Annotated in this window: 33 protein-coding genes; 27 read left to right on the forward strand and 6 right to left on the reverse strand. The window is 69.6% G+C overall.

What is annotated here, in order from left to right:
- Position 1: 1 nt before the first annotated feature.
- From OG507_RS39805 to OG507_RS39820, 4 genes are all read right to left on the reverse strand, one after another.
- Positions 2-571 (reverse strand): phosphotransferase-like protein, encoded by a 570-nt coding sequence (locus OG507_RS39805; protein ID WP_327372302.1) that lies wholly within the window; start codon positions 569-571, stop codon positions 2-4.
- Positions 568-1,605 (reverse strand): AAA family ATPase, encoded by a 1,038-nt coding sequence (locus OG507_RS39810; protein ID WP_327372303.1) that lies wholly within the window; start codon positions 1,603-1,605, stop codon positions 568-570. Before OG507_RS39810 ends, OG507_RS39805 begins: the two co-directional genes overlap by 4 nt.
- 245 nt (positions 1,606-1,850) lie before the next feature.
- Positions 1,851-2,561: an AAA family ATPase gene (locus OG507_RS39815; RefSeq protein WP_327372304.1), complete on the reverse strand. Its 711-nt coding sequence runs from the start codon at positions 2,559-2,561 to the stop codon at positions 1,851-1,853.
- On the reverse strand, positions 2,558-3,316 hold the full coding sequence (locus OG507_RS39820; protein WP_327372305.1) for a GntR family transcriptional regulator: 759 nt from the start codon (positions 3,314-3,316) through the stop codon (positions 2,558-2,560). Before OG507_RS39820 ends, OG507_RS39815 begins: the two co-directional genes overlap by 4 nt.
- A gap of 337 nt (positions 3,317-3,653) precedes the next feature.
- Between OG507_RS39820 and OG507_RS39825 the strand changes: the two genes are divergently transcribed.
- From OG507_RS39825 to OG507_RS39900, 16 genes are all read left to right on the forward strand, one after another.
- Positions 3,654-4,469, forward strand: coding sequence for a hypothetical protein (locus OG507_RS39825; RefSeq protein WP_327372306.1), 816 nt, complete (start codon positions 3,654-3,656; stop codon positions 4,467-4,469).
- A gap of 107 nt (positions 4,470-4,576) precedes the next feature.
- Positions 4,577-4,741, forward strand: coding sequence for a hypothetical protein (locus OG507_RS39830; protein WP_327372307.1), 165 nt, complete (start codon positions 4,577-4,579; stop codon positions 4,739-4,741).
- A 185-nt stretch (positions 4,742-4,926) separates the two neighbouring features.
- Positions 4,927-5,460 carry a WhiB family transcriptional regulator gene (locus OG507_RS39835; RefSeq protein ID WP_327372308.1) on the forward strand — a complete coding sequence of 178 codons (534 nt, stop codon included), beginning with the start codon at positions 4,927-4,929 and terminating at the stop codon, positions 5,458-5,460.
- Positions 5,457-5,786 (forward strand): hypothetical protein, encoded by a 330-nt coding sequence (locus OG507_RS39840; RefSeq protein WP_327372309.1) that lies wholly within the window; start codon positions 5,457-5,459, stop codon positions 5,784-5,786. The genes OG507_RS39835 and OG507_RS39840 overlap by 4 nt, the downstream gene beginning before the upstream one ends.
- Positions 5,783-5,917, forward strand: a complete 135-nt coding sequence (locus OG507_RS39845) for a hypothetical protein (RefSeq protein ID WP_327372310.1) — start codon at positions 5,783-5,785, stop codon at positions 5,915-5,917. Before OG507_RS39840 ends, OG507_RS39845 begins: the two co-directional genes overlap by 4 nt.
- 220 nt (positions 5,918-6,137) lie before the next feature.
- Positions 6,138-6,308 carry a hypothetical protein gene (locus tag OG507_RS39850; protein ID WP_327372311.1) on the forward strand — a complete coding sequence of 57 codons (171 nt, stop codon included), beginning with the start codon at positions 6,138-6,140 and terminating at the stop codon, positions 6,306-6,308.
- Positions 6,309-6,339: 31 nt separating this feature from the next.
- On the forward strand, positions 6,340-6,654 hold the full coding sequence (locus OG507_RS39855; protein WP_327372313.1) for a hypothetical protein: 315 nt from the start codon (positions 6,340-6,342) through the stop codon (positions 6,652-6,654).
- Positions 6,655-7,007: 353 nt separating this feature from the next.
- Positions 7,008-8,690, forward strand: coding sequence for a DUF2637 domain-containing protein (locus OG507_RS39860; RefSeq protein ID WP_327372314.1), 1,683 nt, complete (start codon positions 7,008-7,010; stop codon positions 8,688-8,690).
- 136 nt (positions 8,691-8,826) lie between these two features.
- Positions 8,827-9,378, forward strand: coding sequence for a hypothetical protein (locus OG507_RS39865; RefSeq protein WP_327372315.1), 552 nt, complete (start codon positions 8,827-8,829; stop codon positions 9,376-9,378).
- Complete coding sequence (locus OG507_RS39870; protein WP_327372316.1) at positions 9,375-9,578, forward strand: hypothetical protein; 204 nt, start codon at positions 9,375-9,377, stop codon at positions 9,576-9,578. The genes OG507_RS39865 and OG507_RS39870 overlap by 4 nt, the downstream gene beginning before the upstream one ends.
- A gap of 123 nt (positions 9,579-9,701) precedes the next feature.
- On the forward strand, positions 9,702-12,314 hold the full coding sequence (locus OG507_RS39875; RefSeq protein ID WP_327372317.1) for a hypothetical protein: 2,613 nt from the start codon (positions 9,702-9,704) through the stop codon (positions 12,312-12,314).
- Between the two features lie 11 nt (positions 12,315-12,325).
- On the forward strand, positions 12,326-12,754 hold the full coding sequence (locus tag OG507_RS39880) for a conjugal transfer protein TraB (RefSeq protein WP_327259833.1): 429 nt from the start codon (positions 12,326-12,328) through the stop codon (positions 12,752-12,754).
- An 83-nt stretch (positions 12,755-12,837) separates the two neighbouring features.
- A complete protein-coding gene (locus OG507_RS39885) occupies positions 12,838-15,129 on the forward strand; it encodes a winged helix-turn-helix domain-containing protein (protein ID WP_327372318.1) in 2,292 nt (763 codons plus the stop codon).
- 46 nt (positions 15,130-15,175) lie between these two features.
- A complete protein-coding gene (locus OG507_RS39890; protein WP_327372319.1) occupies positions 15,176-15,364 on the forward strand; it encodes a hypothetical protein in 189 nt (62 codons plus the stop codon).
- 42 nt (positions 15,365-15,406) lie between these two features.
- Positions 15,407-15,559, forward strand: a complete 153-nt coding sequence (locus OG507_RS39895; protein WP_327372320.1) for a hypothetical protein — start codon at positions 15,407-15,409, stop codon at positions 15,557-15,559.
- 121 nt (positions 15,560-15,680) lie between these two features.
- The gene (locus OG507_RS39900; protein WP_327372321.1) at positions 15,681-16,190 is read left to right on the forward strand and encodes a hypothetical protein; all 510 of its coding nucleotides are present in this window, start codon (positions 15,681-15,683) and stop codon (positions 16,188-16,190) included.
- 81 nt (positions 16,191-16,271) lie between these two features.
- Here the strand turns inward: OG507_RS39900 and OG507_RS39905 are convergent, their stop codons facing one another.
- Positions 16,272-16,490, reverse strand: coding sequence for a hypothetical protein (locus tag OG507_RS39905; RefSeq protein WP_327259837.1), 219 nt, complete (start codon positions 16,488-16,490; stop codon positions 16,272-16,274).
- Positions 16,491-16,579: 89 nt separating this feature from the next.
- Between OG507_RS39905 and OG507_RS39910 the strand changes: the two genes are divergently transcribed.
- The 5 genes from OG507_RS39910 (at position 16,580) to OG507_RS39930 (ending at position 20,056) form a co-directional block, all read left to right on the forward strand.
- Positions 16,580-17,350 carry a hypothetical protein gene (locus OG507_RS39910; protein WP_327372322.1) on the forward strand — a complete coding sequence of 257 codons (771 nt, stop codon included), beginning with the start codon at positions 16,580-16,582 and terminating at the stop codon, positions 17,348-17,350.
- A gap of 257 nt (positions 17,351-17,607) precedes the next feature.
- Positions 17,608-18,063, forward strand: coding sequence for an RRQRL motif-containing zinc-binding protein (locus OG507_RS39915; RefSeq protein ID WP_327372323.1), 456 nt, complete (start codon positions 17,608-17,610; stop codon positions 18,061-18,063).
- Positions 18,064-18,089: 26 nt separating this feature from the next.
- Positions 18,090-18,563, forward strand: coding sequence for a hypothetical protein (locus tag OG507_RS39920; RefSeq protein WP_327372324.1), 474 nt, complete (start codon positions 18,090-18,092; stop codon positions 18,561-18,563).
- A complete protein-coding gene (locus OG507_RS39925; RefSeq protein ID WP_327372325.1) occupies positions 18,563-18,850 on the forward strand; it encodes a hypothetical protein in 288 nt (95 codons plus the stop codon). The genes OG507_RS39920 and OG507_RS39925 overlap by 1 nt, the downstream gene beginning before the upstream one ends.
- Before the next feature lie 316 nt (positions 18,851-19,166).
- A protein-coding gene (locus tag OG507_RS39930; protein ID WP_327368545.1) for an IS5 family transposase occupies positions 19,167-20,056 on the forward strand; the annotation gives its coding sequence in 2 pieces (ribosomal slippage) (positions 19,167-19,518 and positions 19,518-20,056; 891 coding nt in all).
- On the opposite strand, the gene OG507_RS39935 is transcribed toward OG507_RS39930, so the two are convergent.
- Positions 20,036-20,557: a hypothetical protein gene (locus OG507_RS39935; protein ID WP_327368544.1), complete on the reverse strand. Its 522-nt coding sequence runs from the start codon at positions 20,555-20,557 to the stop codon at positions 20,036-20,038. The genes OG507_RS39930 and OG507_RS39935 overlap by 21 nt on opposite strands.
- 205 nt (positions 20,558-20,762) lie before the next feature.
- On the opposite strand from OG507_RS39935, the gene OG507_RS39940 reads away from it, so the two are divergent.
- From OG507_RS39940 to OG507_RS39965, 6 genes are read left to right on the forward strand one after another with little or no spacing between them, the layout of a single operon-like run.
- On the forward strand, positions 20,763-21,866 hold the full coding sequence (locus OG507_RS39940; protein WP_327372326.1) for a tyrosine-type recombinase/integrase: 1,104 nt from the start codon (positions 20,763-20,765) through the stop codon (positions 21,864-21,866).
- Positions 21,867-21,882: 16 nt separating this feature from the next.
- Positions 21,883-22,227, forward strand: a complete 345-nt coding sequence (locus OG507_RS39945; RefSeq protein ID WP_327372327.1) for a helix-turn-helix domain-containing protein — start codon at positions 21,883-21,885, stop codon at positions 22,225-22,227.
- Entirely contained in the window at positions 22,224-24,656 is a 2,433-nt protein-coding gene (locus OG507_RS39950) for a site-specific integrase (RefSeq protein WP_327372328.1), read from the forward strand. Before OG507_RS39945 ends, OG507_RS39950 begins: the two co-directional genes overlap by 4 nt.
- A 26-nt stretch (positions 24,657-24,682) precedes the next feature.
- On the forward strand, positions 24,683-25,228 hold the full coding sequence (locus tag OG507_RS39955; protein WP_327372329.1) for a GNAT family N-acetyltransferase: 546 nt from the start codon (positions 24,683-24,685) through the stop codon (positions 25,226-25,228).
- Positions 25,225-25,446 carry a hypothetical protein gene (locus OG507_RS39960; protein ID WP_327372330.1) on the forward strand — a complete coding sequence of 74 codons (222 nt, stop codon included), beginning with the start codon at positions 25,225-25,227 and terminating at the stop codon, positions 25,444-25,446. The genes OG507_RS39955 and OG507_RS39960 overlap by 4 nt, the downstream gene beginning before the upstream one ends.
- A complete protein-coding gene (locus tag OG507_RS39965; RefSeq protein ID WP_327372374.1) occupies positions 25,443-25,568 on the forward strand; it encodes a hypothetical protein in 126 nt (41 codons plus the stop codon). Before OG507_RS39960 ends, OG507_RS39965 begins: the two co-directional genes overlap by 4 nt.
- The last annotated feature ends 5 nt before the right edge of the window (positions 25,569-25,573 follow it).

A 25,573-nucleotide genomic window follows, 5' to 3' on the forward strand; every position in this document is an offset into this window, starting at 1 on the left:
CTCATGCCCTCGCTGCTCCCGCCCGCTGCGCCAGCAGCTGGTCGATGAGCCGCGCCGCGTCCTGCGGGGACATCGCTGTGGTGTCCGCGGTCAGGTCCCAGGCCAGGTCCGGGTGCGCGTCCAAGTCTTCGCGAGTCGCGTCCCACGCCGCCAGGCGAGCCGTGGTGTCGGTGTCGCCGCGACCTGCGGATCGCTGCGCGGTCACCTCGCGCGGGCACCACAGCAGCACCACCGTCCAGTTGGCCGGGTAGCCGTCGACCAGGGCCCGGATGCCGTCGACCTGCCCGAGGTGCACCACCGGCACCCCGGCCGCGAACGCCACGTCGAGGCCCGGCCTGTCGAGCACGTACGTGTTGCCGTACCTGGAGTTTGCGTAGACGACGTCGCCCGCGGCCTCCAGCTCACGCAGATGCTCCGCGGTGCCCATCCGGTAGCCGGCGGACTTGCCCGTCCCGACCTTGAGCCGCGCGAACTGCGCGTACTTCGAGCTCAAGTCGGTGAGCGTCGTGGTGACGGTGTCCTTGCCCGCCGCCGGCGGGCCGTACAGGATCACGCCCCGCTTCGTGCTCACGCGTACATCGCCCCCATTGCCTGCCGGGCCTGGTCCGCGAGCGTCACCGCGGTCCCCAGCCGATTGTCGACGACCAGGTGCGGCACCGCCGGGCGTAGCTCCAGGTCGATCGTGGCCATGTACTCCTCCCACCGCGCCAGCTTCCATGCGTCCCGGGCTGCGGAGCGGAATCCGATGTACTCGCGCATCGACTCCTCGTCGCAGCGAACCCACACCGGGTAGACGTCGACACCCATCGATCCCGCGCGGTTGGCCAGGCGCTGCATCCAGGCCGGGTCTGCCATCTCTGTAATGAACGGGGCGGTCAGCACGGTGCTGATGCCGCACTTGATGTTGGCCGTGGCCGACTGCATCAAGCAGTCGTACTCCACCGGCCGGACCTTCTCCCGGTAGAGATCGGTGTGCCTGTCGTTCGCGTCGCCGCCCAGCGCGACCAGGAGACGTTCCACGAGCGGGCGGGTGAGCGGGTCCTTGTCGAGCAGCGGCCAGCCGGTGAGCTGGACGAAGAAGCGGGCGAGCTCGGTTTTTCCGCTGCCGGCGAATCCGCCGACCAGGATGAGTACTGGGCGGTGCGGGTCGCCCCCGGTGTGCCTCCGCTTCCAGGCGTCGATGATGCGCTGCTGCAGGTCGAAGTGGTCGGCTTCGCCCGAGCCCGGCGCGATGCGGTGAATCGCCCGCTCAACAGCCAGGACTTGCGCGCCGTTGAGGCGGTCGTCCATCGGCGTGAGCTTGAAGGACGTCTCTTCACCTGGCAGAGCAGTACGGAATCCGAGGTCGGGCTCGGTGGCCCGGTAGAGGAGGCAGTATGCGCGCCGGTAGTGAGGACCCGGGAAGACCTCGCCCTGTTCGTGCTGCCACAAGGTCTGAGGATTCGCGGCTGGGATGCCCTTGAGCTTGGCCTGCTCGGCAACCTCCCGGAGACGCTCACCGGCCTTCTCCAGAGTCAGGCCGTGGGCCTCCCGCTGCTCGCGCAGCCGATCCGGCCTCCACCCTGCACGCTGCTTCCCCACCCTCTGCCCCTCCGTCATCGTCATGGCCGCGAGCCTAGGGCTCGGGCCTCAAATCCCATGTGTACGCGGATGTTGAAAACTCGTGAATGACGATGCGCACGAGTTTCGACAAGCCGTTGTGATGTCGCGCTGGAGCTATGGCCGTTGTGATGTCCCCCACGCAGCGAACCAATTGGAGGAGGCACAGATCAATGGTTGTTGATCTCCTTCCGTGCTCACGTATCAACGCCGTGCCACATGCCGGGCTCCGTGAGGTGACTGGGAGGTACTCAATGACGGCCGCCGTCGGGACGAGGCAGGGCACGGTCCACTGCGGCCAGCACAGCTTTCGGATCCCCGTCGTAGACGATGTGCGGTTCGTCGGCGGTCGGCGGATGGAAGCGGGTTGCAAAGCGTCGGAGGTCTTCCTCGCTGAACTCAATCGAGTTCGCGTCGACCAGCGCCAGGGCGTTGCGCTCACGAATCCTCTCCCAGCGCACCTCATGCGGCACCGGCAGGTAGACCAGCACAGGCGTGCCGCCAGCCTCCATCGCAGTTGCCGCCCACTGGCCGCGCTCTTCCGGTGTCCAGAATCCGTGATCCACCACGACGTCACGCCCAGCCAGCAGGTGCTCCTGGAGCTCCAGGGCGATGTCTTTGAGGACCGGAGCCTCCCTGACGCGGAACTCACCGCGGGGGAAGTCGCGCCCATAGTGGCCGTAGCGGCGGAACATCTCTTCATCTGGGCAGAGGCGCACCATCCCGGCCTGCTCAAAGGCGCGAGCCAGGGTCGTTTTGCCAGCTCCCGGCATTCCGGTCATGAGGATCGTGCGGGGCGCGGGCCCCGCACGGCCGGACAGAGCTGCGGAGATGCGGCTGATCTCGAATCGTCCTTCCAGAGTCAGGGTGTCGGTGTGCTCCGCTCGAAGGAGCTGCCCGAGACGGGCTTCGAGGCAGTTAACGAGGGTGTCGTCCAGGAGAACGGCGTCGCTGGCGGTCACCGCTGCACCTCCGACGTGGTGTGCCGCGTGCGGCCGGGCGCGCCCAGGTCGACTCCGTACTCCAGGAGTTGGCCGTCGGCGTCCAGGAATCTCGCGGTTAGCACCAGGATCGCCGCCACGGTGCTGGGCTCCAGCTCCAGGAGCTCGAGGTCCTGTGCCGTGGCGATGCGAGCGGTCTCCTCATCCACGCGCTGCACGACCTGCCGCCCGGTGGCTCGGGCGATCAGATCCAGCGACAGCCCGCCCTTGAGGCGCTCGCACTTCGTCACCTCAGGCAGCACTTGGGCGAATTCCGCCGGGATCCAGGACGTTGAGTGGGAGACGATGCCGTGAGCATCCCGGTAGACGCGGCTTCGGCGAATCACGTCGTCACCAGGCTCGATGTCGAGTACATGTGCGACGTCCTCGGGGGCGCCCACCATGCCGGCGGTGTGGCCGGACGACTTCTCGCCGACGCCCCACGAGGACTGTGTCTTGCTGCTGCGGTCGTGGCGCTCCGAGCCAGAGGCGAGCGACACGGGGCGACCCATTACCTCGGTGCCGACACCCGGGATGCCCTGGACCAACTTCTCTTCCCGCAGCAGCTTCATGGCTCGGTCGGCCGTCGCGGTGCTGACGTCCCACTGCTCGGCCAGAGCTCGGATGCTCGGCAGCAGGTCGCCCGGCGAGAGCTCCCCGGAGCTGATGAGGTCACGGTAGTGACCCGCGATGCGCGCGTACGGCGGCCGGTTGTCCGCTCGGGGTTGCCCTGGCATGTCGCCTCGCCTCCTTCTTTTTCCGTCTAGGTCCCTCACTATACCGCTTGACACCTCAGGGTACCTGAGGCACCCTGAGGTATGTAAGGCGTCGGTGACCCCCTGGGAGCACCGAGTAAGCACCACCGCAAAACAGCAGGAGTCACTGCTCTTCGGAGCGGCGGCAGTGGGGTGAGCCGAGCTCCCCCGGCCGAGGCGCCTGTACCGAATAGCTGCTCCACCTGATTCACCTCGAACAGCGCTGCTGCGCTGTCTGTCCGCCAGGACCACCAGCCGAAAGGCCGGCCTGGCGCGGCAGAGAAGGCAGCACCCGCTCCCCCGTCGTCAGGAGGTTTCGATGCCCCGCATTCGTCCCGGCCGAGTCCGGACCAAGAACACCAACCGCCGCGCGCCTTTGCTGCTCAGCAGCATGGCGCCGGAGGACTTCAACGTCCGTCCGGACGAGATGAAGTCGATCGCTTGCCCCGACTGCCGTACCTGGCGCCGTGTCATGGGCGACAAGGTCCTCAAGATCCGCGAGCACTGCATCTCCGACAAGGTCGCGGAGGGCGAGAAGCACACCCTCTGCCCCGGCACCGACCAGGTCGTGGAAGTCGACATCGACGTCCGGCGCTGGCAGGCCAGGCAGAACCGCCTGCTGCGGGACGCAATGCCGCAGGACAACCGCCGCGCGGCGCAGCAGTTCTACAAGCCCCTCCCGGCCCCCGCCGCCCCGGTCTCCCGGATCACGGCGGAGGTCACGCTGGAGACGACCCGCCAGTCCTACCTCGCCCACCGCAAGGGATGCATTCGGTGCGTCGGCGGTCGGCACTGCACGGACGGCGGCATCCTCGCCCGCCGCTACGTCCTCGCCCTCCAGGAGGAGCCCGCCCGCCGCGAGGCTCGCGAGCAGCTGGAGCGCCAGGAGCGGCGTGACACGCGGAAGCAGGCTGAGCAGTGGCCGGCCCTGCGCAAGGAACAGTGGGCCAAGCGCGGCGGCGAGGCGGTTGAGAAGGCGAACAACCGCTGCTCGGAGCGGACTTCGGGATCGCTCTCGGAGTTTCGCGGCCCCCGGCTTCCGCTGGCGCCGCAGGACGTGGAGGCGCACGAACGGCGACAGGCCGAACTGGGCAAGCGATACGCGCGGAGGAACCCGGCCACGTCAGCCGCCTGACCCGCACACCAAGACGAACGACCACGGCCCCGGCCACCCCGCATCAAAGGGGGCGGCCGGGGCCGTGGCTGCTCGTACAGCAGCAGACGAGACGACAGGAGGACTCCATGCCCGTTCCGACAGACCCTCGTACCCCTCAGCAGCGCGTCAGGGATCAGCTGGCCGCCGCCCGCAAGCAATTGGTCGGCCCCAGCCTCTCGCGCTCCCAGCGTGGCGTGATCGCCGACCGGATCTGGAAGCTCACCGAGACCGAGCACCGCCTCGCGCAGTAACTCGCGACGACGAACGACCACGGCCGCCCCCACCCCGCACATGACGGGTGGGGGCGGCCGTGGCTGCTCGTACAGCAGTCACGGGGCCAGCAGGGCCTCGAACGCGACGAACCCCCAGGGCTTGCACCCCCGGGGGTCCGTCTTCGCAGCGCGCCCTCCATGAAGGGGAACTACGCATGCACAGGATGACATCCACTCAGGCCCGGCACACACGCCGGGCCGTACTCCAGGCCGCGGTCGACGCCAGCGCACGCTGCGCCGCCGCCGACCCGGACCAATGGTTCCGTGAGGACAACGAGCCCCAGATGACCTGGCAGGCCCGCCGTGCCGAGGCGATCCGGGTCTGCACCGGCTGCCCCGCCCGCGCCGCGTGCGAGGAACTCGCGCTGCGCAACGGTGACGGCAACTCCCGTGTCGACGACATGGTCCGTGGGGGCCTTTCCGGTACCGAGCTCGCCGCCGTCCGTACCGCCCAGGCCGAGCGCCTGGCCGCCGCGGTTGACGCGGATCGGGATACCGAGGGCCGCCTGCTTGACGACCTGTCCGTTGAGCTCCGTGCCCAGGCCGGTCTCAACCCGGACGGCCGCCGCAACGGAGGCCGTCTTTGCCAGGACGAGAACCGGACCGAACAGAACCTCCGGATCCGCGCTCTCGCCGCCAGCATCCGCCAGATCCGTACCGCCCGCCGCGCGCGGGCCGGATGGGGGGTGGCGGCATGACCATCACTATCCTCAGCCCGAATGCCGGGAAGATCGACGACATCCGGCGGGAGGACGACGACCGCGGATACGAGCGGGACGAAACCGACCAGTTCCAGCGGCTCGGCACTCTGCTGCTCCGCGAGACCGATGCCCGTATCCCGACCGGGCGGCGCGCTCCGCGCACGCTTCCCGAGATGCGGGCCCGGATCAACATCGCGGCGAACCAGGCCTGCCAGTCCTGCGGTGGCACGGGCGGTCAGGTGGTGGACACCAGCAGCGACGGGGTGTCCCGGCAGCACTGGCAGACCTGCCAGGCCTGCGGCGGGTCGGGGGTCGCCCGATGACCTGCACCCAGTGCGGCGGCAGCGGCCAGCAGATGGTCACCGTGTGCCACGTCGGCGCGGACGGCACCCCCTACCAGGGTGTCGAGATGCAGACCTGCACCGGCTGCAACGGTTCCGGCCAGAAGAGCTGACCAAGCCTGAACATCCATGTACGCGGTGCCCGTGCCGCCCAGCACAGGGCGGTACGGGCCATCACCGCACGCGGCCTGGCCCACCCCCTCACCGTCACGCTGCTCGCGGCCGCCGCCACGGCGGCCGCCAGGGCCTGGGACGCCGGCCACCGCGTCACCGACACCCACCCCGCACCACGAGAGGCACCGCCCCTCATGCCCAACCACCAGGCAGACCGCCGTGGCTGACGACTTGCACACCCGCTACATGCAGGCCACCGCCACCTGGCGCACCCACCTCAACGGCTGCCGCCCCTGCCAGGGCAGCCAGCGCTGCCCGACCGGCGCGCAGCTGTTCGAGCGGTTCGCCCGCCTGCAGGACACCTACAACCAGCGCCTGCGTAGGCGCTGAACCCCGCCCCGACCCCGTGAGGAGTACAGACATGACGCTCGACGAGTTCCGCGACCGGCACGGCGACCCGGCCTACTGGTGCGCCGCCGAAATCGACAGCTACCAGGCAATCGGCGACATGAACCCGCCCATCCCGCCGCTCTACTCCTATGCGGAGATGCAGGCCATCGCCGCCGACCACGCGCAGTCCGCGGTGCAGCAGCAGGCGGTCGCCGACCGGCTTGCCGCTGACGGTCACGCGACGGCGGCCGGGATCTGGCGGCGCGGTGCCAAGGAGTCCCGCGAGTACGCGGCCGCCGCCCGTTGGGGATACCCGCACTACGAGGCCGTCCTCAACGGCTGGTGATCGGTCTGCAGGTTGCCTGAGCCGCGAAGCACCCGTCGTCGCATGGCGAATTCGAGGGGCGTTTCGCGGTGACGGGGAGCCGGACAGCCCGGACCGACCGGCAGCGAGCCGATTTTCGTTCCCACCCGGCGGGAGCGGCAGGCAGTTTCGAGCCTGCCCTGCAGTACTTCCCCGGACTGGCCGCCCGCCTCCCGGGCCGCCGGTCTTTTCGCGTGCCCGGAGCGGGTAGAGCCGGTGTCCGCTTCGCAAGCAACGATCCGCACCGACCGCTGTTTCGGGAACGCGCCCTCGCGTTTCGGGAGCAGCGGGTGCCGTTTCGATCCCGCCCTGAATGACCCCTTCCGGAGGCCCTCGTGACGATCATCGAAGTGCCGCAGAGCGCGGCTCCCGACATCCTTGTTTCGCGCCCGCCGGTCGCCGCTTCGGACGTACCCGAGAAGGTTTCGGGAGCGGCCCGGGGCGTTTCGCGACCGGACAAGCGGAAGACGATCAAGCCTACACGTGACCGGCTGATGACCGCCCTGTCGCTCGTCGCCGCGATCGGCGGAACGCTGGTCGGCGTCATCGGCTTTGCGATGTCGTACAGCACCCTGGCCAAGGTCGCCCTGAGCTGGGGATTCAGCGAGGGACTGGCGCCCTGGTTCCCGGTCGGCGTCGACGCGAGCATCATCGCGTTCCTCGCGCTGGACCTGTACCTGATCCGCAAGAGCACCCCGTGGCCGCTCCTGCGGGTGGCCGCGCACGCCATGACCGGCGCGACGATCTGGTTCAACGCCAGCTCACAGGGCCGGATCAGCGCCGACCCGGTCAAGGCCGCCTCGCACGGCGTGATGCCGATCCTGTTCGTGATCGGCGTGGAGGCCGCCCGCCGCCTGATCATCCAAAAGGCCAGGCTGGAGGCGGGAACGGCCACCGACCGGATCCCGATGCACCGCTGGATCCTCTCCCCCGTCGCCACGCCGCGGTTCTACCGCCGGATGCGGCTGCACGGCATCAGCTCGTACCCGGAGATGATCCGGCGCCAGCAGGCCCTCATCGGCTACGAGCAGTGGCTCAAGCGCAAGTACGACGGCGACCTCAGCAAGGCGACCGAGGATGAGCGGCTGCCGATGAAGATGGCCGCCCACGGCTACACGGTTGCTGAGGCCCTCGCGATGCCTGAGCAGCAGGAACGCGATGCGGAGGCCCGTGCGGAGGAAGCCGAGCGTCGGCGCCTGGATGCGGAGACGCGCCAGGAGCTTGCACGGAAGAAGGCTGAGGCCGACCGGCTGGAGGCAGACGGTCAGCTCGAAGCCGTCCGCGCCCGGGTGGAAGGCGAGACCGGCCAGGCCCGTGCGCACGCCCGAGCCCAGGTCAGCGCCGCGGAGCGGGCCGCTGCACTGGAGGAGACGGCGCTGGAGACGGCCGTCATCGCTGAGGCCCGCGCCCGCGAGGCGGAGGCGGAGCGCAAGGAGGCCCAGGAGCGCGAGGCCAAGGGCGCCGCGGAAGTCCGTGCGGCGGAGCTGGCGCGCCAGGCGGCGGAGAAGCGGAGGCTCGCGGCGGAGGCCGACAGGGTTGCCGCCGCGGAGGCGCAGGCGATCGAGACGGCGGAGATCGCGGAGGCCCGCAAGCGTAGGGCCGAAGCTGACCGGCTTACTGCCGAAACCGAGAGGGCTGCTGCCGAAGCCCGCCGCCGCACCGCCGAAACCGACCGGCTCACGGCGCAGGAGAACGAGCGCAAGGCACTCGCCGACGTGGGCGTCCAGGAAGCGCGGAAGCGTGAGGCCGAAACCGAGTACGCCGCTGCCGAAGCCCGGCTTGCCGCAGCCGAAATCGAGCGGCGCTCGGTCGAAATCGAGGACGTTGCGAAGCTCAGCCCGCGCGAGCGTTCGGTGCGCAAGGTCGCCCGGATGATCCTCGCCGCCAGCGGTGACGCCGACCGGGTGCTGCTCGCCGACATCCAGCGCGAAACGGCGGTGTCCTCCACCGACACCGCCTCGAAGTACCGCCAGGAAGCGGTCGACCTGCTCAGCCAGGGCTACCGCCCGGAGCAGTGACCAGCACAAACGAGCTGTTCGACGGTTCCACCGGCCCCCGAGACGAAGTCAGCGCTTCGGGAGCGCGGTGAAGGCGCCGAAACGCCACACAAAGCCTCCCAGATCACCCCCGCCCCGAGAAGGAGATCCCCACCTCATGGATATCAACGCACTGTTCACGGATGAGGGCCTGCGGGCCTTCACCGCCACCGTCCGCGACCAGCACGTTCGCGACGCCCAGCAGTACGGGCAGATCGCCGACATCGTGCGCCGCCGCCTGGAGCAGACCCCGATCGAGGGCGACCGCTGGATGGCCAAGCGGCTGCGCGCCTGGAAGGTGGCGCGGCAGCTCAAGGCCATGCAGAAGGCGTCCGGCGAGGCCGCGAGCAAGGCGGAGGCCCTGTACGCGACCTACGTCAACGAGGTTCTGGAGCTTCCGCAGCGCAGGGCGGTGGCGGAGGCCAAGAAGCTGGAGCGCAAGCAGGGCCGCCAGGCCGCCGTCGGCGGGGCCGTCGCGAAGTCGCTGGACAAGACGGTGACCAGCCTCAACGCCCCACAGGGGCAGGCCCCGGGCGCGGTCCCGCAGGCGAGGCCGGCGGAGTTCGTGGCGCCGGACAACCCCTGGAGCCAGTGGCCGATGGCGGCCGGTGGTGAGCAGGCCCCGAACCGCACGATCAACGACTACTTCCCGAAGGGAGAAGGGCGTTGACAACGCCTCGGCAGACGCAAAACCGCGCGAAGCACTGGAACGCGCGGATCGCGGAGGCCACGACCGAGAAGGAGCGGGCCGGGGTCTGGTACGACGCGTGCCGGACCCTGGCCCGTCAGGCCGAACGCGACGGCAAGCCGGACGTGTGGCGCAAGCTCACCGCCGAACTGCACGACTTCTACAAGAACAACGGAGGGTGACGAAGTTCTTCTTCATCACCGCTTCCTCCTCGCCGCCTGGAGCATCTCAAAGCGCGCGCGTGTCGTGCGCGCGCGAGGGTGCCCCAGGCGGTGACCGTCTGTCAACTCCGAGAGGGAGACGTCATGGCCGACGACGACGGCCCCAACAACTTGATCCACTTCCCCCGCGTGGGCTACACGGCCCTCACCGACCCCCCCGCGGAGACGCCTGATTTGGCCCCGGCCGACGTGCCGTTCGCGGCCTCCGCCGACGTCTCTATGGTCTCCGCAGACGCTCCCGAAGCGTTTGCACCCGCGATCTGGACCTCTCCTCTGGACACGATTTCGGCCCTGCCTGAGCCCGGTCTCGGCAGCCCGTTCACCGCCGGTTCGGAGCCCGCTGCGGCTTCTGCTTCGGCGGGTGCGATGGTCCCGGCGACCTTCCGGTCCGAGGGTGCGCAGCCGGCCGCCGCGCCGCGCCTTGGTGCGCTGTCGCTGGCCGCGATCCTTGCGGTGTCGCTGGCCGCGATGCGCGGAATTCACTCCAGCATCGCGTCGAACCGGGCCAGCTGGGAGCAGCGCGAGGCGGTCGCGAAGACCGCGAGCACGGGTAAGGACGGCTCCTCCGGGGGTGGTTCGAAGAAGCAGGTGCAGCCCAGCCACGAGTACGGCCGTAAGTCCCTCCAGCGTGTTCGTGGCGGCCCGTCAGGGCGTTCCGGCGGTGCTGGTCCGGGCAGGTCCGGACGGGGCGGCGGGGCACTGAATGGCTCGGGAGGCGGTAGGCGAAACGGGTCGACGACCAAGTCGCCCAGCGGTTCCGGCAGTGGCTTCCGGGGCGGGCGCGGCGGCGGTTCGGGCTCCGGTCCCGGTCGTTCCAACTCCGGCTCCGGCAAGGGCGGCTCGGGGGTCACCCCTCTCAAGCGCAGCTCGCAGGGCGGCGGCCCCAGCCTCAAGAAGAACCGCGGCCCCGGATCGTCCGGCGGATCGGGCGGTTCGGGAGGCTCCAGCGGCGGCGGAGGCGGCAGGAAGAACCGCGGCCCCGGCAGCGGCGGCGGGTCCGGCTCCTCCGGTGGCGGCTCCACCACGAACCGCAAGCGCGGCCCCGGCAGCACCGGGGCCGGGGCCGGCGGTTCGTCCGGCGGTCTGGCCAAGAAGCGCGGACCGGGCTCCGGGACGGGAACCGGCAGGACGACGGGCCCCGGCACCAAGAGCCCCGGCACCAAGAGCCCCGGCACCAAGAGCCCCGGCACCGGCAAGGGGACGGGCGGGAAGACCACGCCCGGCACGACCAGCTCGAAGGGCCCCGGCACCGGCAAGGGCACGGGGACCGGCCCGAAGGGCGGGACGAAGAAGTCGCCGCGCGGTACGACCGGCCCGTCCGGGATCCTGCGCAAGAAGCCCGGCACCACCACCTCCGGCACCGGCCCGAAGACGAAGCCGAAGCCGAAGGGGAAGGGTAGTAGCGGCGCGGGCACCACGGCACCCGGCAGCAAGCGCGGGAAGGGCAAGACCCGCTCCGGCAAGGGCGGGACCGGCCCGGCCTCGGTGCCCAAGACGCCGGGCGGGAAGTCCCGCAAGGGCAAGAAGCTCACGCTCATGCCGGGTATCGCGCACGGCACGTTCGCGTCCTCGGTGAAGCAGGACTGCCGCTGCCGCAAGTGCCGGCGCTTCCGGAAGGAGTACAGCCGCAAGGTCCTCGGGGCGATGAAGTCCGCCGCCCGGGGCCGGACCACCTTCGGCGAGGCCGTACACGAGACCGCTGAGAAGCGGCTCAAGCGCCGCCGCAAGAAGATGGGCCCGCCGGTCGTCACGAAGGTCAAGGTCAGGAAGCCGAAGAAGAAGACCGGCCCGAAGACCAAGCCCGGCAGCACCAAGCCCGCCGGGCCCGCCGCGAAGGCACCGACCGGTCTCGCCGCGGCGGCACCCACCCGCCGCACGCCCTGGTCCACGGCCAAGGCACGGGCCCGCAAGCGTGCCCGGATGCGCACCACTACGGTCCCCGCGCCCCGGCCGGCGCCGACGACTGACACCACCACACCGCCCCCGCCGCCGGGCCCGCCCGGTCCTCCGGCAGCTGCACCGGCCCCGGCCGCCGCAGTCGCCGGGGCCGCTACCACCCCGGCCCCGCCGGGCGGCGGCACGGTGCCGGGCACCGGTGAGCCGCGCCTGTCGCCGTTCGAGGCGGTGGGCATGGCGACGGCGGTGTCCGCTCCGGCTGGTCCCATCACGGTCGAGCGGGCCGACTCCCCCGGGTCCGGCCTGGCGACGTCCGGCGCGGGTCTTCCCGCTGGCACCCCGAGCACGAAGGAGAACAGCGTGAGTGACGCCTGGCTGACGAAGTGGGGCAGCGGCAGCGTCGCAGGGATGGACGCGGAGCACGAGACCGAGGTCACCCTCGATGACACGCTCGACGTCCTGGAGGAGCTGACGCAGCAGTCGTTCCAGGCGCACGAGACCTGCCGCAAGCTCTCCAAGAAGGCGCTGGAGATCAGGCACGCCCTGGATGAACTCGCCGCCGACCTGCGGTCCCGGCACAACATTCTGGGCCGTCTGACCGGCGCGGCGATGGCCAAGCTCGCGGAGTCCATGGAGCTCCTGGCCCGCAAGGCCGACGAGATGGCCACGAAGTCGCTGGTGGCGGCGGAACTCTGCGAGACGGCGGAGAACGCGATGTTCGACGCCTACCGGCCTCTGCAGCAGGCCACCGAGGATACGGGCCTGGAAGTGCCCGCCGCCCGCATCCACAACGAGAACTGAGGGGAACCCACGTGAGCGACAACCTCCCCGCCGTCCCGGGAATGAGCGGCGGATCCAGCAGCGGCAACGGCTTCCTCGCCCTGTCCGGCCGGACCGCCGCCCTCGCGACCGCCGCTCTCTTCCTCAAGGAGGGGATGCACCTGCTCAAGACCCACATGCAGGCCAACGCCAACGCGGCCATGCGCCTGTCGGAGATGTGCGACGCGGCCGAAGTCGAGCCGCAGTTCACCGCGATGATCCTGGACGCGTCCACCTCCCTCACCGGGGTGGCGGAGGCATCCGGGGAGATGGTGAACGCCGCCGACTCCGTCGACACCGATGCCCGCGGCTTCAACGAGTCGCACGACCGGGAGTACCGCCCCGGCTACGAGGCATCCAACGGCTCCGGCGTGAAGCAGGCCAAGCCCGGCTTCTACCGGCGCACCGGCCGCCGCAGCTGAACCACCCCCACCCCCGCGCAGCAGGGGCCACGCCCACGCCGGGCGCGGCCCCTGCTGCTCCCTGCCCCTGAACGGAGGCTGTGTTGAGCACCATCGACCAGGCGGCGCCGGCCGCCGACACCACCAAGCGCGTTCCGGGCCACGTCATCTACCGGCGCGTCCTGGCCGAACGCACCTCCTACGCGCTCGCCGCGGCCGGGATGGCCGTCGGCCCGCAGCTGGACGACAGCGCCTGGTCCTACCTCGCCTCCGGCGGGATCGGACTGGGCACGCTCGCCTGGCTGTACGCGAAGACGAAGAGCCCCGACCACGGTCTGGACACCCTCACCCGGGCGCAGCGGGCGATCCCGTTCCTGACGGCCGCCGGCACCTACGTGGCGAGCCTGATCACCCCCGGATTCAACTGGTGGGAGGTCGTCGCCCCGGCCGCGTGGGCGGGCCTGATGGGCTGGATGGCCCCGCTCACCCGCAGCGCCGGTCTGGTCCTGGAGCTCACCGAGCACCAGGAGCAGCAGGGCAACGGCCCCGGGGAGGCGCTGACGTACACCGAGTTCCTCGCCGCGAAGTGGACGCAGGCCACCGGCGACGGTACGCGCCTGGTGTCCATCACGCCATACCGCGCGGATCGGCCCGACTTCGAGGCCGTCGTCGTCGCCCAGGCGGGGAAGGCGGTGCCCACGTTCACCGAGGTGCAGCTCGCCGCCGCGTTCGACTTCCCGGTCGGCACGGTGCGGATGCGCCCCGTACAGGGATCGGGGCCCGGCCGGATGCAGCTGATCGCCCGCCCCACCACCGAGGACACCGAGCGGGCCGCGGAAGGGCTGCGCGGCCTGTGGGAGTCGGCGGTCTCCGCGCCCGGCGGCGCCGCCCCCGGCGTCGACCTGATCGACCACCGGTCCGAGCCGCACCGCATCGTGCTCCTGGTCGCCTCCCCTCCGGGTAAAGAGATCCGCCTGCCGCACACGGCGATCTGCTCCGCTTTCGGTATCGACGACCCGTCCCGGCTAGTCATCGAGACCGACGGCATCCGCCAGGGCGTCGTCTCCGTCTACAAGACGAACCCGCTGATGAAGGTCCGCAAGGCCACCGTCGAAGACCTGACGATGGACGACAAAGGCCGCATCACCATCGGCGTCTGCCACGACGGCAAGCCCGCCCGGATGCGGCTGTGGGACCCGGGCCAGGGTGCGCTGCGCGGCATCACCGCAGGCGTCACCGGCGCGGGCAAGTCCGTGCTGCAGAACCTGATCCTCGCCGGGGAGAAGCGCTCCGGCGTCGTCTCCTGGGTCGGCGACGTCCAGGGCGGCATGTCGCTGCCCGAGGCGGAGGGCCGGGTCGACTGGTTCGCCAAGGGCCCGGTGGAGACGCTCCTGATGCTCACGGCCGCGCACGCGGTCATGAAGTACCGCGAGCGGATCAGCAACGAGATGGGGCGCGGCGACTTCGCACTCGGTCGGCCGTGGCCGCTCATCAACATCACGCTGGACGAGATCAACCGCCTGCTGTCCCACCCGGACGAAGCGATGCGCAAGGCCACTGCGTACTTCATCGCCGACATCCAGAAGACCGGCCGCAAGGTCGGTATCGGCATCCGGCTCGCCGTCCAGTCACTGCACCTCAAGGACCTGGGCGACGACGACGCGATCCGCCAGCAGGGCAAGGTCGGCGCACTGTTCCTCATGCGCACCGCTTCCTCCTCCACCAAGGAGATGGGCCTGGACGGTATCGCCCCGGCCGGTTTCCAGATGGAGAACATCCCCGCCCGGATCTACGAGAACGGGCAGATCGAGGCGCTGTTCTCCGGCAAGGACGACGAGGACGGCGAGTCCACCGCGGGCATGGCGTACATGTTCCTCGACGGCCGGGCGAAGTTCATGCGCACCTTCTTCGCGGAGAAGGTCGACGGTGTCTATCCCGACCTGATCGCCCTGTACGGCGACGAACCGGCGAACGGGCTCACCGAGGGCGAGGCCAAGGCCGCACAGGCCGGGGTCGCGCTCTACGGCGTCCGGCACTCCAACCCGTACGCCGACTGCGACACCCTCGCCCAGGCGTTCTCCGGAACCTCCGACAGCGAGCCGATGGCCGGTCCGCCAGCCACCACGGACGGCGAAGGCGACAGCGGCGAGGCGCCCGCCCCGACCGGGGCGCCCTTCGGGATCCCGTTCGGGGACGGCCCCGACATCGGGGAGGAGCCCGGCCTCCAGGACCAGATCCTCACGCTGCTCGCAGACGGGCCCATGAGTCTCAAGGAGCTGCGCGAGGCCCTGCCCGGCTTCCAGCCCTCCAGCGTCAGCAACGCCTGCTCGCAGCTCAAGGCGAAGGGCCTGGCCACGTCGCTCAAGCGTGGCCACTGGCAGCTCGCCGACAGCTGACCCGTACTCATCCACGCACCACGATCACCGAAGGAAACCGATACCTGTGGCCTTGTCGATCTCCCTGGTCCTGCTGCTCGGCATCATCGTGGCCATCCTCGTGCGGACCGGCTACCAGCGGATCATGCCGGGCGTCGCCGTCCTGCTGTTCGGCTTCTTCCTCGCCAACACCGGCATAGCCCCCACGATCACCGGTGCCGTCTCCTCTGTCACCGGATGGATCAGCAGCTTCTGACCACCCCAGTCCCGCCCGCCCGCCGAGGAGGAGAACACGACGATGGACCGCCCCCTGGTGCTCGTGGTTGACGAGGCCGCCGATGTCCTGGCGGCCAGCCCCGAGGCCCGCGCGCTCGTCAACGAGGTGCTGCACGCCGGTCGCCGCAACGGCGTCCGGGTCCGCTTCGAGTCCCGCCGGCCGCTGCCGTTCTGACAGTCCCCGACGCCGGGCGCGCTCGAGGACGCCGCCGATCAGCAGTAGCCCCGTACTGCTCCCCGCCCCCTGCGGCCTCCCCGCCACCACGGCGGGGAGGGCGCCCCCGCATCTGCTCCGAATGGAGAACCCCGTGGACTTCGAACCCATCACCCGATCGCTGACTGACGCCGAAGCCAAAGCCGAGGCCGAGAGGCTCCTCACAGAGGCGTACCGGCCCCAGATCCCCCTGGTGCGGCACATCCCGACGTCGTTCCGCGACGACACCCCGCTGCCCGCGTACGGCGACGCCCCGCCCGTCCATCAGGACGACAAGCGGATCGTGCCTGCCTGGGCGGCCGGGATCGCCGTCGCCTCCATCGGCGTCGGGGCCGGTATCACCGGCATTGGCTGCGGCGCCTGGCTGGTCCTTCAGGGCCTGGCCTCCGTCACGCTCTACGGCGTGCTGATGGTGACCCTCCCTTTCGCGGGCGTCGCCGTGGTCGCCACCGCCATCGGCGGCGCGATCAACAAGGCGCGCAGCGCCGTCACCAAGAACGTGTTCGAGGGCCCCGTGGTCCAGAACACGCAGATCAACAACACCAGTAACCAGCGCGGGATGTTCTCCCGCACCCGCAACGACGTTCGCTGAGTTCCGGGCGCCCTGCCTCGTATCCGAAACCCGCCACACGAGTCGGGCTTCGGGTGCGGGACAGGCCGTCCGGCCTCGCGGTCAGTCGTAGTCGATCCAGATCCGGCCGTGGTCATCGACCTCGGCACCCCGGATCTGCCCGTCAACGATCGCTCCGTTGACCGTCACCTCGACGTCGTAGTCCACGTCGATCCACAACACACCGTCGTCGTCAGTGAACGCGGGCCAGATCTGCCCGTCCGTGTCCACAACCTCTTCGAAGACGACTTCCTCCGGCTCATCACGGGTGAACCACCCCATCGCAGCCGCCCCCTCTCCAGGCCCAACGCTCACAGCTTGGCCCACTCGCACGCTCCGTGAACACCGCATCGACAACAAGGAGTTGCCCCGTGCAGCCCAACGACAACACCCCCGGCCAGAACCACCAAGAGCTCACCTACCTCCCGGTGCCGTTCCCGAAGGAGCAGCCCAAGGAGCCGCGGTTCACCGCGCTGCGCGACTGGTGGAACCGCGCCTGGGAAATCGACGGCGTTCTGTACGACATGTGGGACGACGTCCTCAGCGCCCCCGAGGACGGCCTCCGGCACATGGCCCCCTGGCTCCGCGCCGTCCTGATGGCGGCCGGATTCTCCTTCGTCGTCCTGATAGCCAAGGCCGCCGGCGAAGTCATCCTCCAGGCGCTACACCAGCTGCTCACCGCCGTGCCCAAAGTGCAGGTCGGCGTCGACACCTCCAGCGGCGTGGCCGCCGTCGTCGACCAGCCGGTGCGCACCTACATCGCGCAGCACTCCGCCGGCCTCGCCGTCGAAGGCTCCACCGTCTACACGCTGTGGCTGCTCACCGGCATCGTCGGCCTGGTCCTCGGCTACCTCTCCCGCAACAACGGCGTGCGCGCAATGTGGGCCGGGTGGGGCGCGGCCACCGTGTGGATGGTCTGGACAGCCACCCCGGCAACCAGCCGCCCCGTCGCGGCCGGGCTCGCCGTCCTCGCCTGGACGTTCCTCTCCGCGTTCGCGATGCGCGGCCTGACCTTGCGCCGCCGCGTCGTCGCCGGGCGCCCGGCCAAGGTCACCGTCAAGCCCGAGATCCACGTCCCGGTGCAGCCCCCGGCCGCGCCCGCCGACCAGCACCCCCACACCGGATGCCCCTTCCGGGACTGACCTCCGGTCGCTCCGCCTGGTCCTTGCCCACCCCGCCACGGGGCGGGCGAGGGCCGGACAGGCCGACCGGCCGCCTCGCACCGCGCCCGCCGACGAACGCCGCCGGCAGGCGCGGTGCTTGCTGTCCACCGACATCTGGAGGAACCGATCGTGCTCATCCCCCGCCCGCGCCGCCGGATCGGCCGACCCCGCCCCTTCCGCCCCGGTCCCCGCTACCCGCACCGTCCCGCCCGGATCCACGGCTCCTGGGGCAAGTGATGACGAGGACGCGACGGAAGCGGCGCCGCGAGATCAAGCGCGTGCCCCGCACTGACGCGACCCTGCCGGAGCACGATCGCAGGGCTTGTCCCGCTGGTCTGCTTACCCGGCGGCAGTTACGGGAGAAGGGGCTGAGCCCCGGCGGACACGACCCGGTCGCGGTCCTGCGCTGCAAGCACTGCTCGTACAGGCCCGACCAGTCATGCATCCATCCCACCCGGGCCTGGCTGTGGCGCGAGGACCTCGCCAAGCCGAAACGCGTGCCGACGCTCGCTCAGGAGTGGGCGCTGGACCGCGCGATGGCCGCGAGGCAGACCTGCCCCGACTGCAGGCGTCGCTACATCTTCTGCCTCCCGCTGCGCACCCAGGGCTGTTGCAACGCATGCAACACCGGCACCGAGCCCACCCCCGGCACCTACCTCGCTCCCCCGGCCAAGCACCTGCTTGCCGCCTGACCGCGCCACCTGAAGGAGAGATCGCTGTGACCGAGACCCTCACCCCGCCCGTCACCGCACTGCTGCCCGACTCCCCGCTGGCCGTCCTGTTCGACATCGTCGCTACCACCGCCCGCATCTCCCAGGATGAGGAGCGCGACGGTGCGGAGACCGCGGCCGCGGACCACGTCTACCGCGCGTACTCCGACACCCTCGGCAGGGCACTCGAGGAACACGAGTGGACCGGCTACCCCGCCCTGCGGGACAACGCGTTCGAGCCGAGCGCGGTGGCCTACCTGGACGGCGGCCTGTGGCTGCACCACACCATCACCCACGATGCCGACTACCACGACGTCCTCACGCTGATCGTCCCCTGCGCCTGCGGGCGCGGATACGTCGGCTCGCAGTTGGAGGACGAAAACGACCTGCTGGAGGTCCTGGAGGAACTGCGGGGTACCAGCGGGCGCAGCGCGCACGGCGGCGACACCGGCGGCCTGTACTGCGCCAGCACCACTGCCTGATGCTCACCCGAACCGGTTCCCTGATGGCGGCCGCTGCGGTACCTCTAGCGCTTGCCGCGGCCGCCACAGTCCTCAAGGCCGGCCACTGGGAGCTGTACGCCGACCGGCACCGCATCGAGCTGGCCCCCAGGCCCCGCCGGTCCTGCCCCGACTGCCGGGGCGCGGGCGGCTGGTGGACCAGCGGCCCGTTCCCGGACATGGAGGCGTGCGGCTGCTGGTCCGACCGGCGCACGCTGCGCCTCCCGCTCCTGCCCGTCCCGGCCTGGCCGGACGAACCCCCGTTCTGACACAGCCTCGCCCCGGCCATAGGCCGGGGCGAGACCGCCGGGTGGCCGCGCATCGGCAAAGGGCCGGCCACCCACTCCCTCACCGTTTCGAGATCAGGAGAACTCCAGCATGCACGCTCCCGCCACCTTCGCCGCCCTGCTCGGACTGACCCGCGCCGCGAGCGCGATCGGAGACTTCTGGACCGTTCACTAGGCAAGTCGGTTGTCGGATTCAGGGTTGTCGGGTTCCAGGGAACCCTCGACAAGCGCGGCTTGGGGAAGTTGGCTAGGGCCGGTGGCAGCCACTCCGGCTAGGCCGTGTCTGATAATTGATCTTGTGGCTGGCCGAGGTGAACTGACGGATGCGGCGTGGGAGCAAATACGACCGCTACTTCCTGCGGTGGATGGGCGGGGTAGGCCCTGGCGGGATCACCGGCAGGTGATCGACGGGGTGCTGTGGCGGCTGCGGACCGGTGCTCCGTGGCGAGATCTGCCCGAGCGGTACGGCCCGTGGCAGACCGCCTACGAACGCTTCGCCCGCTGGGAAGCCGATGGCACATGGGCCAGGTTGCTTGAGCACGCGCAGGTCCGCGATGACGCGGTGGGCCGGATCGAGTGGACCGTGTCGGTGGACTCCACCATCAATCGTGCCCACCAGCACGCCGCCGGCGCCCGCAAAAAGGGGAGCCCTGCGGGGACAAATTGGAGGATCCGCAACGCTCGGCGGCGCGGCAGGCTCTCGGCCGATCCCGGGGAGGACTTACCACCAAGGTCCACCTGGCCGTCGACGGACGAGGCCTGCCGCTGTCCATCGTCCTGACACCGGGCAACGTCAACGACTCCACGATGTTCGACGCAGTCCTGGACACCATTTACGTTCCCCGGTCCGGAATGGGCAGGCCCCGACGCCGACCTGACCGGGTGCTGGCCGACAAGGCGTACTCCTCCCGGGCTATCCGGGCCGCGCTCAGGCACCGTGGCATCAAGGCCACCATCCCCGAACGCTCCGACCAGGTCGGCAACCGGCGTCGAAAAGGCAGCGCCGGCGGTCGCCGCCCCGCATTCGACCGTGAGGCATACAAGCACCGAAACGTCGTGGAACGCTGCTTCAACCGACTCAAACAGTTCCGGGCCGTCGCCACCCGGTTCGACAAGCTCGCCACCCGCTACCAGGCGGGACTGCAGCTGAGTTCGCTCATCTTGTGGCTACGCGATCTGGTGCCGTGACCACCGGGCGAACAGACTTCGCCTCCTGCGAGGTTGAGTCGTGAACGCCGTTTGCGGGACACCCAGCGCATCGAGCCGTGACATGAGCCGAACCTCTTGCTCTGACGTGACAGAGATCCACAGGGCTGTGCCCGTGTCGCTGGCGCTGAAGATCTCTCGACCCTGTCGCCACGCCTCGGCCCCAATCGTGTAGGGAGCCAAGGCCAGAAGCACGTCGAATTGCGTGTCGTCGCGGACATCGACGTCAATCGCCATGCCAGGATCACCTTTCGCAGACCGGACGCCCTCGGCCACCTCGTTGGCGGCCATCGCCAACACCTGCTCATATGCGGGCGCCACTTCCCGTGGCCAGGCGATATCGCTGTAGGCATCGATGTGAGCCGTCTCGATGCTGTCTCGCAGGACACGAAGCGCCTCACGGTGAACACGTACCACGTCTGCTGCCTCCAGGCCGTCTCGGAGGAACAGGTCTCGACGTGGTTCATCGGCTTCACTGGTCATGCGGCTCAGCCTTTCACGTGCCGATGTCATCCGTTTGAAGGGCCTGACCTTTCGCGGCTGCGGCTGCCGTTGTGGCCACGCAGCTGACGACTTCGCTCGCCCACAGCTTGATCATTTATCAGACAGGCCCTAGCGCCTGAACAGGCAGTTTGCCACCACGATCCCGTCTGATGCAATATCTGCCCTCCAGAAGGGATGGTCAGGAGTGGTGCATCAGCAGAAGGTGGCCCTCGCCGGCTCGGCTCGCATGGAGCTTGTCTCCGGGGTGGTTCAGCTGCGCCCTGAGGACGCGATGTTCGACGCGATGCTGCGGGGCTGGCGGGCTCAGCAGAAGTCGCGGGGGCTGAAGGACGAGACGATCGACCCGAGGGAACGACTGGTCCGCCGATTCCTTGATTTCGCGAACGAGTACCCGTGGCAGTGGACGCCGGCCCACATGGACGAGTGGTCGGCCTCTCTGACGAGCGAGAAGCACCTGGCGCCGTCCACGATCCGCAGCTACCAGGGCGCGCTTCGACTGTTCACCGAGCTCCTCATCGACGCCCGTTACGGCTGGGGCCCGGCATGCGAAGAAGCCTTCGGCGCTTATCCGGTGGCGATTGCTCATGAGTGGAATACCCTCCCTCACCTGCAGGATTACGAAGGTGACCCGGAGGCACGCCCGTTCACGAGGGAAGAACTGCAGCGCTTTCTCGACTACGCCGACGATCAGGTCGCACGCGCCGTGAAGTCCAAGCGCAAGGGAGCCCTTGCCGCCTACCGCGACGCCACCCTCTTCAAGGTCGTCTATGGGTGGGGACTTCGCCGGACCGAGACGTCCAAGCTGGACGTGGTCGACTTCGGGCGGAACCCGAAGGCTCGCCAGTTCGGCCGGTACGGCACCCTCAACGTCCGCTACGGCAAGGCGAAGAAGGGGCAGCCGCCACGGCGTCGGAACGTGCTATCGGTGATGGACTGGGCCATCGAGGCGGTTGAGGACTACGTCGAGAACGTCCGGCCGCGCTTCGGATTCCCCGACCATCCGGCCCTCTGGATCACTGAACGCGGGGGGCGCCTCCAGCCCGGCTCCATCAACGACCGGTTCGAGGCATACCGAGACGCCCTAAAGCTCCCAAAAGAACTAGTTCCGCACTCAATAAGACATTCTTACGTCACACATCTGACCGAGGACGGGGTCGACCGGCGCTTCATCCAACAGCAGGTCGGCCACGAGTGCGACAGCTCCACCGCCATTTACACGCACGTCAGCGACGACTTCATGAACACTGCCCTGACCAAGGCCCTGGCCCCGGCGTTCGCCGGGGCCTGACGAGGAAGGACCGAAGATGGTCGCCAAGCTGGACTACCGCTGGCACCTGCGCAAAGTCATGGCGGACCGCGAGATGTTCTCCACTACCGACCTGCTGCCTCCACTGAAGGAACGCGGCATCACGCTGTCCACGAGCCAGGTCTACCGGCTCGTTGTTGAGCGACCCGAGCGACTCAGCCTGAAGATCCTCATGGCCCTGATGGACATCCTGGACTGCACCATGGACGACCTCATCGAGCCGATCGCCGGGGCCAGCGTCGCGACGAAGCCGAAGAAGGCCGCCGCAGGCGGGACCGCGGTCTCCGACGGTGTCGGTGACCTGCGGCCAAAGCGTGCTCGCATCCGGGGAGTTGACCGGTGAACGGTACTGCGGAGGAAGTCCTCGCGGACCCGGTCGGCCTGGTGGTGCGGCTCGTCGGCAACGTCGAGAAGCGCCTGGACGCCGCCCAGGTCCGCGACATTGTCTGCACGGTGGTACGTGCACGAGCCGGTCGCCGCAGCCTCGCCCAGGCACTGCACGACGACCCGTCACTCTTGCGGACCGGGCGGCCACCGGCGCCCTACTGCGTGGCGAAACTACTGATGGCCCTGCACGAGGCCGGCGCCCAGGACATCGCACTGCCCCGCTGCGGCGAGTGCGGCCGTGCATGCCGCTACGTCGGCAGCAGCACCGGAGGACGGTGGGGATGTTCTCCCTGCTTCGACAAGCCAGCCGTCTGCGCGGGATGCCATGAAGAGCGACGCGTCGTCAGCCGGGACCGTCACGGCGAGCCCCGCTGCGCGAACTGCCCGGACAACGAGGGCGATCCGCTCCAGGAACTCACCGAACTCGTCACGAGCCTCGATCCCGCCCTCAACGACGACGTGGTCCTGGCCGCACTCGGTCGAGCCACCGTCCGGCCCGCCGGCCAGCGCCGCCTGGCCTGGGCCGTCGTCGCCCGTCCCGAGCTGCTGACCAGCGCCGGTTACGAAGCACCCACCCCGGCCGCCCTGCGGTTCATCGACGAACTCGTCAAGGCCGGGGCGACCAAGGTCGTCCGACCAGCCTGCCCACGCTGCAACGGAGTGAAGGCACTGTCCAAGCTGCTGGACGGCAAGAGGATCTGCCGGGCCTGCTTCGCCCACCACGCGGCCGTCCCCTGCTTCGGCTGCGGCGCCGAGCGTGAGCCCGCCACCCGCGACGCCGAGGGACGACCGCTGTGTCCGAACTGCATGATCAGACAGCCCGCGAACCTGGAGGAATGCGTCGGCTGCGGCCGCCGCAAGCCCGTCGCGAACCGGCTACCTGATGGCCCACGCTGCCAGAACTGCCGCCCGAGGATCACCGCGGAGTGCGGCATCTGCGGGCGGACAGCACTCTGCGACATGTCCCGAGCCACCGGCCAACCCTGGTGCGACCGCTGTCAGCAGCGATGGGTGGCCTGCAGCGACTGCGGCACCGTCGCCCAGTCCCGCAGCGGCACCTGGGAGACGCCGTTGTGCGCGAAGTGCACCAACCCCGACCCGGACTTCTGGGGCCACTGCCCGGTCTGCACCATCACCTGGCAGCTCAGCACCCGCCCCTGCCAGCGATGCGTCCTCGACCAGCAAGTACGCGACCTCCTCGGCGACGCCACCGGGGCCATCCGCCCCGAACTCACTCCGTTCCACGAGGCGTTGACCAGTGCCGAACGGCCGGACGTCGCCATGGCCTGGATCGCCCGCTCGAAAGCCCGAGACCTCCTGGAACGCATAGGCCGCGACGAGCGACCCGTCACCCACGAGGTCCTCGACGAACTGCCCCCGGGCAAGGTGCTGGCCCACCTGCGCAGTGTCCTGGTTGCGACCGGCGCCCTGCCACCGCGCGATGAGCGGCTCGTCGCCCTGGAGAAATGGATCACCGCGACCGTCCAGGCCCGCACCGACCTCGCCGAACGCCGGATCCTGCACGGCTACGCGGTCTGGCACCACATGCGCCGGCTCCGACGCCGCCTCGGCGATGACCACACCACCCGGCTCCAGGACGTGAACGTGCGCTGCCACGTCACCGCGGCGAACAACTTCCTCGACTGGCTCGGCGCCGAAGGACTCACACTGGGGACCTGCACCCAGACAGACCTGGAACGCTGGATGACCGACCCCACGGTCTGCTACCGCGACGAGACCGGCCACTTCGTCCGCTGGTCGGTACAGCACCGGCATGCCCGTGACCTGACCTACGGCACCGTCCGCTGGACCGGCCCGCTCAGCACCATCGACAGCGAGAAACGCTGGGCCGACGCCCGCCGCCTCCTCAACGACGGCACCCTGCCCACCCCGGACCGTGTCGCGGGACTGTTGCTGATCCTCTACGCACAGAAGATCGCCACCATCAGCCAACTCGCCGTCGATGACGTCCACTTCGACGGTGCCACCGTCTCCATCACGTTTGGCACCTCGCCGGTCGTCCTCCCCGCGCCGCTGGCCACCCTGGTCCGCGAGCTCGTCGCGACCCGCCGCGGCAAGGCCAAGATCGGCACCCTGCAGGACGCCCCCTGGCTATTCCCCGGAGGGCAGCCGGGACGCCCCCTCGGCGACGACCGGATCGGCCAGCGCCTCCACAAGATCGGGATCCGGCCCAAGCAGGACCGCTCCACCGCGCTGTTCACCCTCGCCGCCGAAGTCCCCGCAGCGATCCTGGCCCGGATGCTCGGCGTCCACATCAAAGTCGCTGTCCAGTGGCAACAGGCATCAGCAGGGGACTGGGCCGCCTACGCCGCCGACGTCGCTCAGCGAAACCCTTACCAGCACAACTCGAAAGCCCAACCGTGACCGATCCGAAAGTGATGCTCGCCGCTATGACCAGCACCAACGCTCCCACCTTCCACCAGATCGTCCGCCCACACGAGATCACAGCGGAACTGAGAAACGAACTGATCGACTGCTGGATCACGGTCACCAACGCCGGCGGAGCCGCCGGCTTCCCCTTCCCACCCGTCGGCATAGAACAGGTCGGTCCCGTCGCCGACCGACTCATCGCTGACCTGGATCCTCAACGCAGCCGACTTCTCCTCGCTGTCGTCGACGGAGTCCTCGCGGGCTGGCTGAACCTCCGCCGCGACCTCAACCCGGTCGTCGCGCACTGGGGCACCGTCAACCATGTCCAAAGCCACACAGACTTCCGCGGCCGCTCTATCGGCACCGCCCTGATGAACCGTGCCCGTGAGATCGCTCGGGACGAGATGAACCTCGAACAGCTCCACCTCGCCGCACGAGGCGGTGTCGGGCTCGAAGACTTCTACGGCCGACTCGGATGGAAGGAGATCGGACGATGGCCCGGCGCCCTTCGGCTCGCCCCAGGCGACGACCGCGACGAGGTCCTCATGATCCTGGCGCCTCTGTGACCCGCCCCTGCCTCCCCACCGAGGGGGCATTCCCGGGGTTCCAATACCCGACTACACCGATACTCCTGGAGAAGCTCGCCGACAAGACCGGCAAGACCAACTTCTACAAGCTGACCGACTTCGGCATGAACGGCGCTTTCCACCTCGACAGCTCGTGGCACCACGGCTGGGAGACCGTCGCCGCCCTCATCGCCACCAGCAAGGCCACCGTCCGGTGACCGGCCGCCCCCGTACGCGGCTGGAGCGTATCCGCGTCTCGGTCGGCATCGCCTCCCTGGCGCTCCAGCAGATCGAGGATGACCTCACCGCCGACGACATCGACGGCCAGGAGCTCGTGTAGGGTCT

This window comes from Streptomyces sp. NBC_01217, assembly GCF_035994185.1.
Classification (GTDB): domain Bacteria; phylum Actinomycetota; class Actinomycetes; order Streptomycetales; family Streptomycetaceae; genus Streptomyces.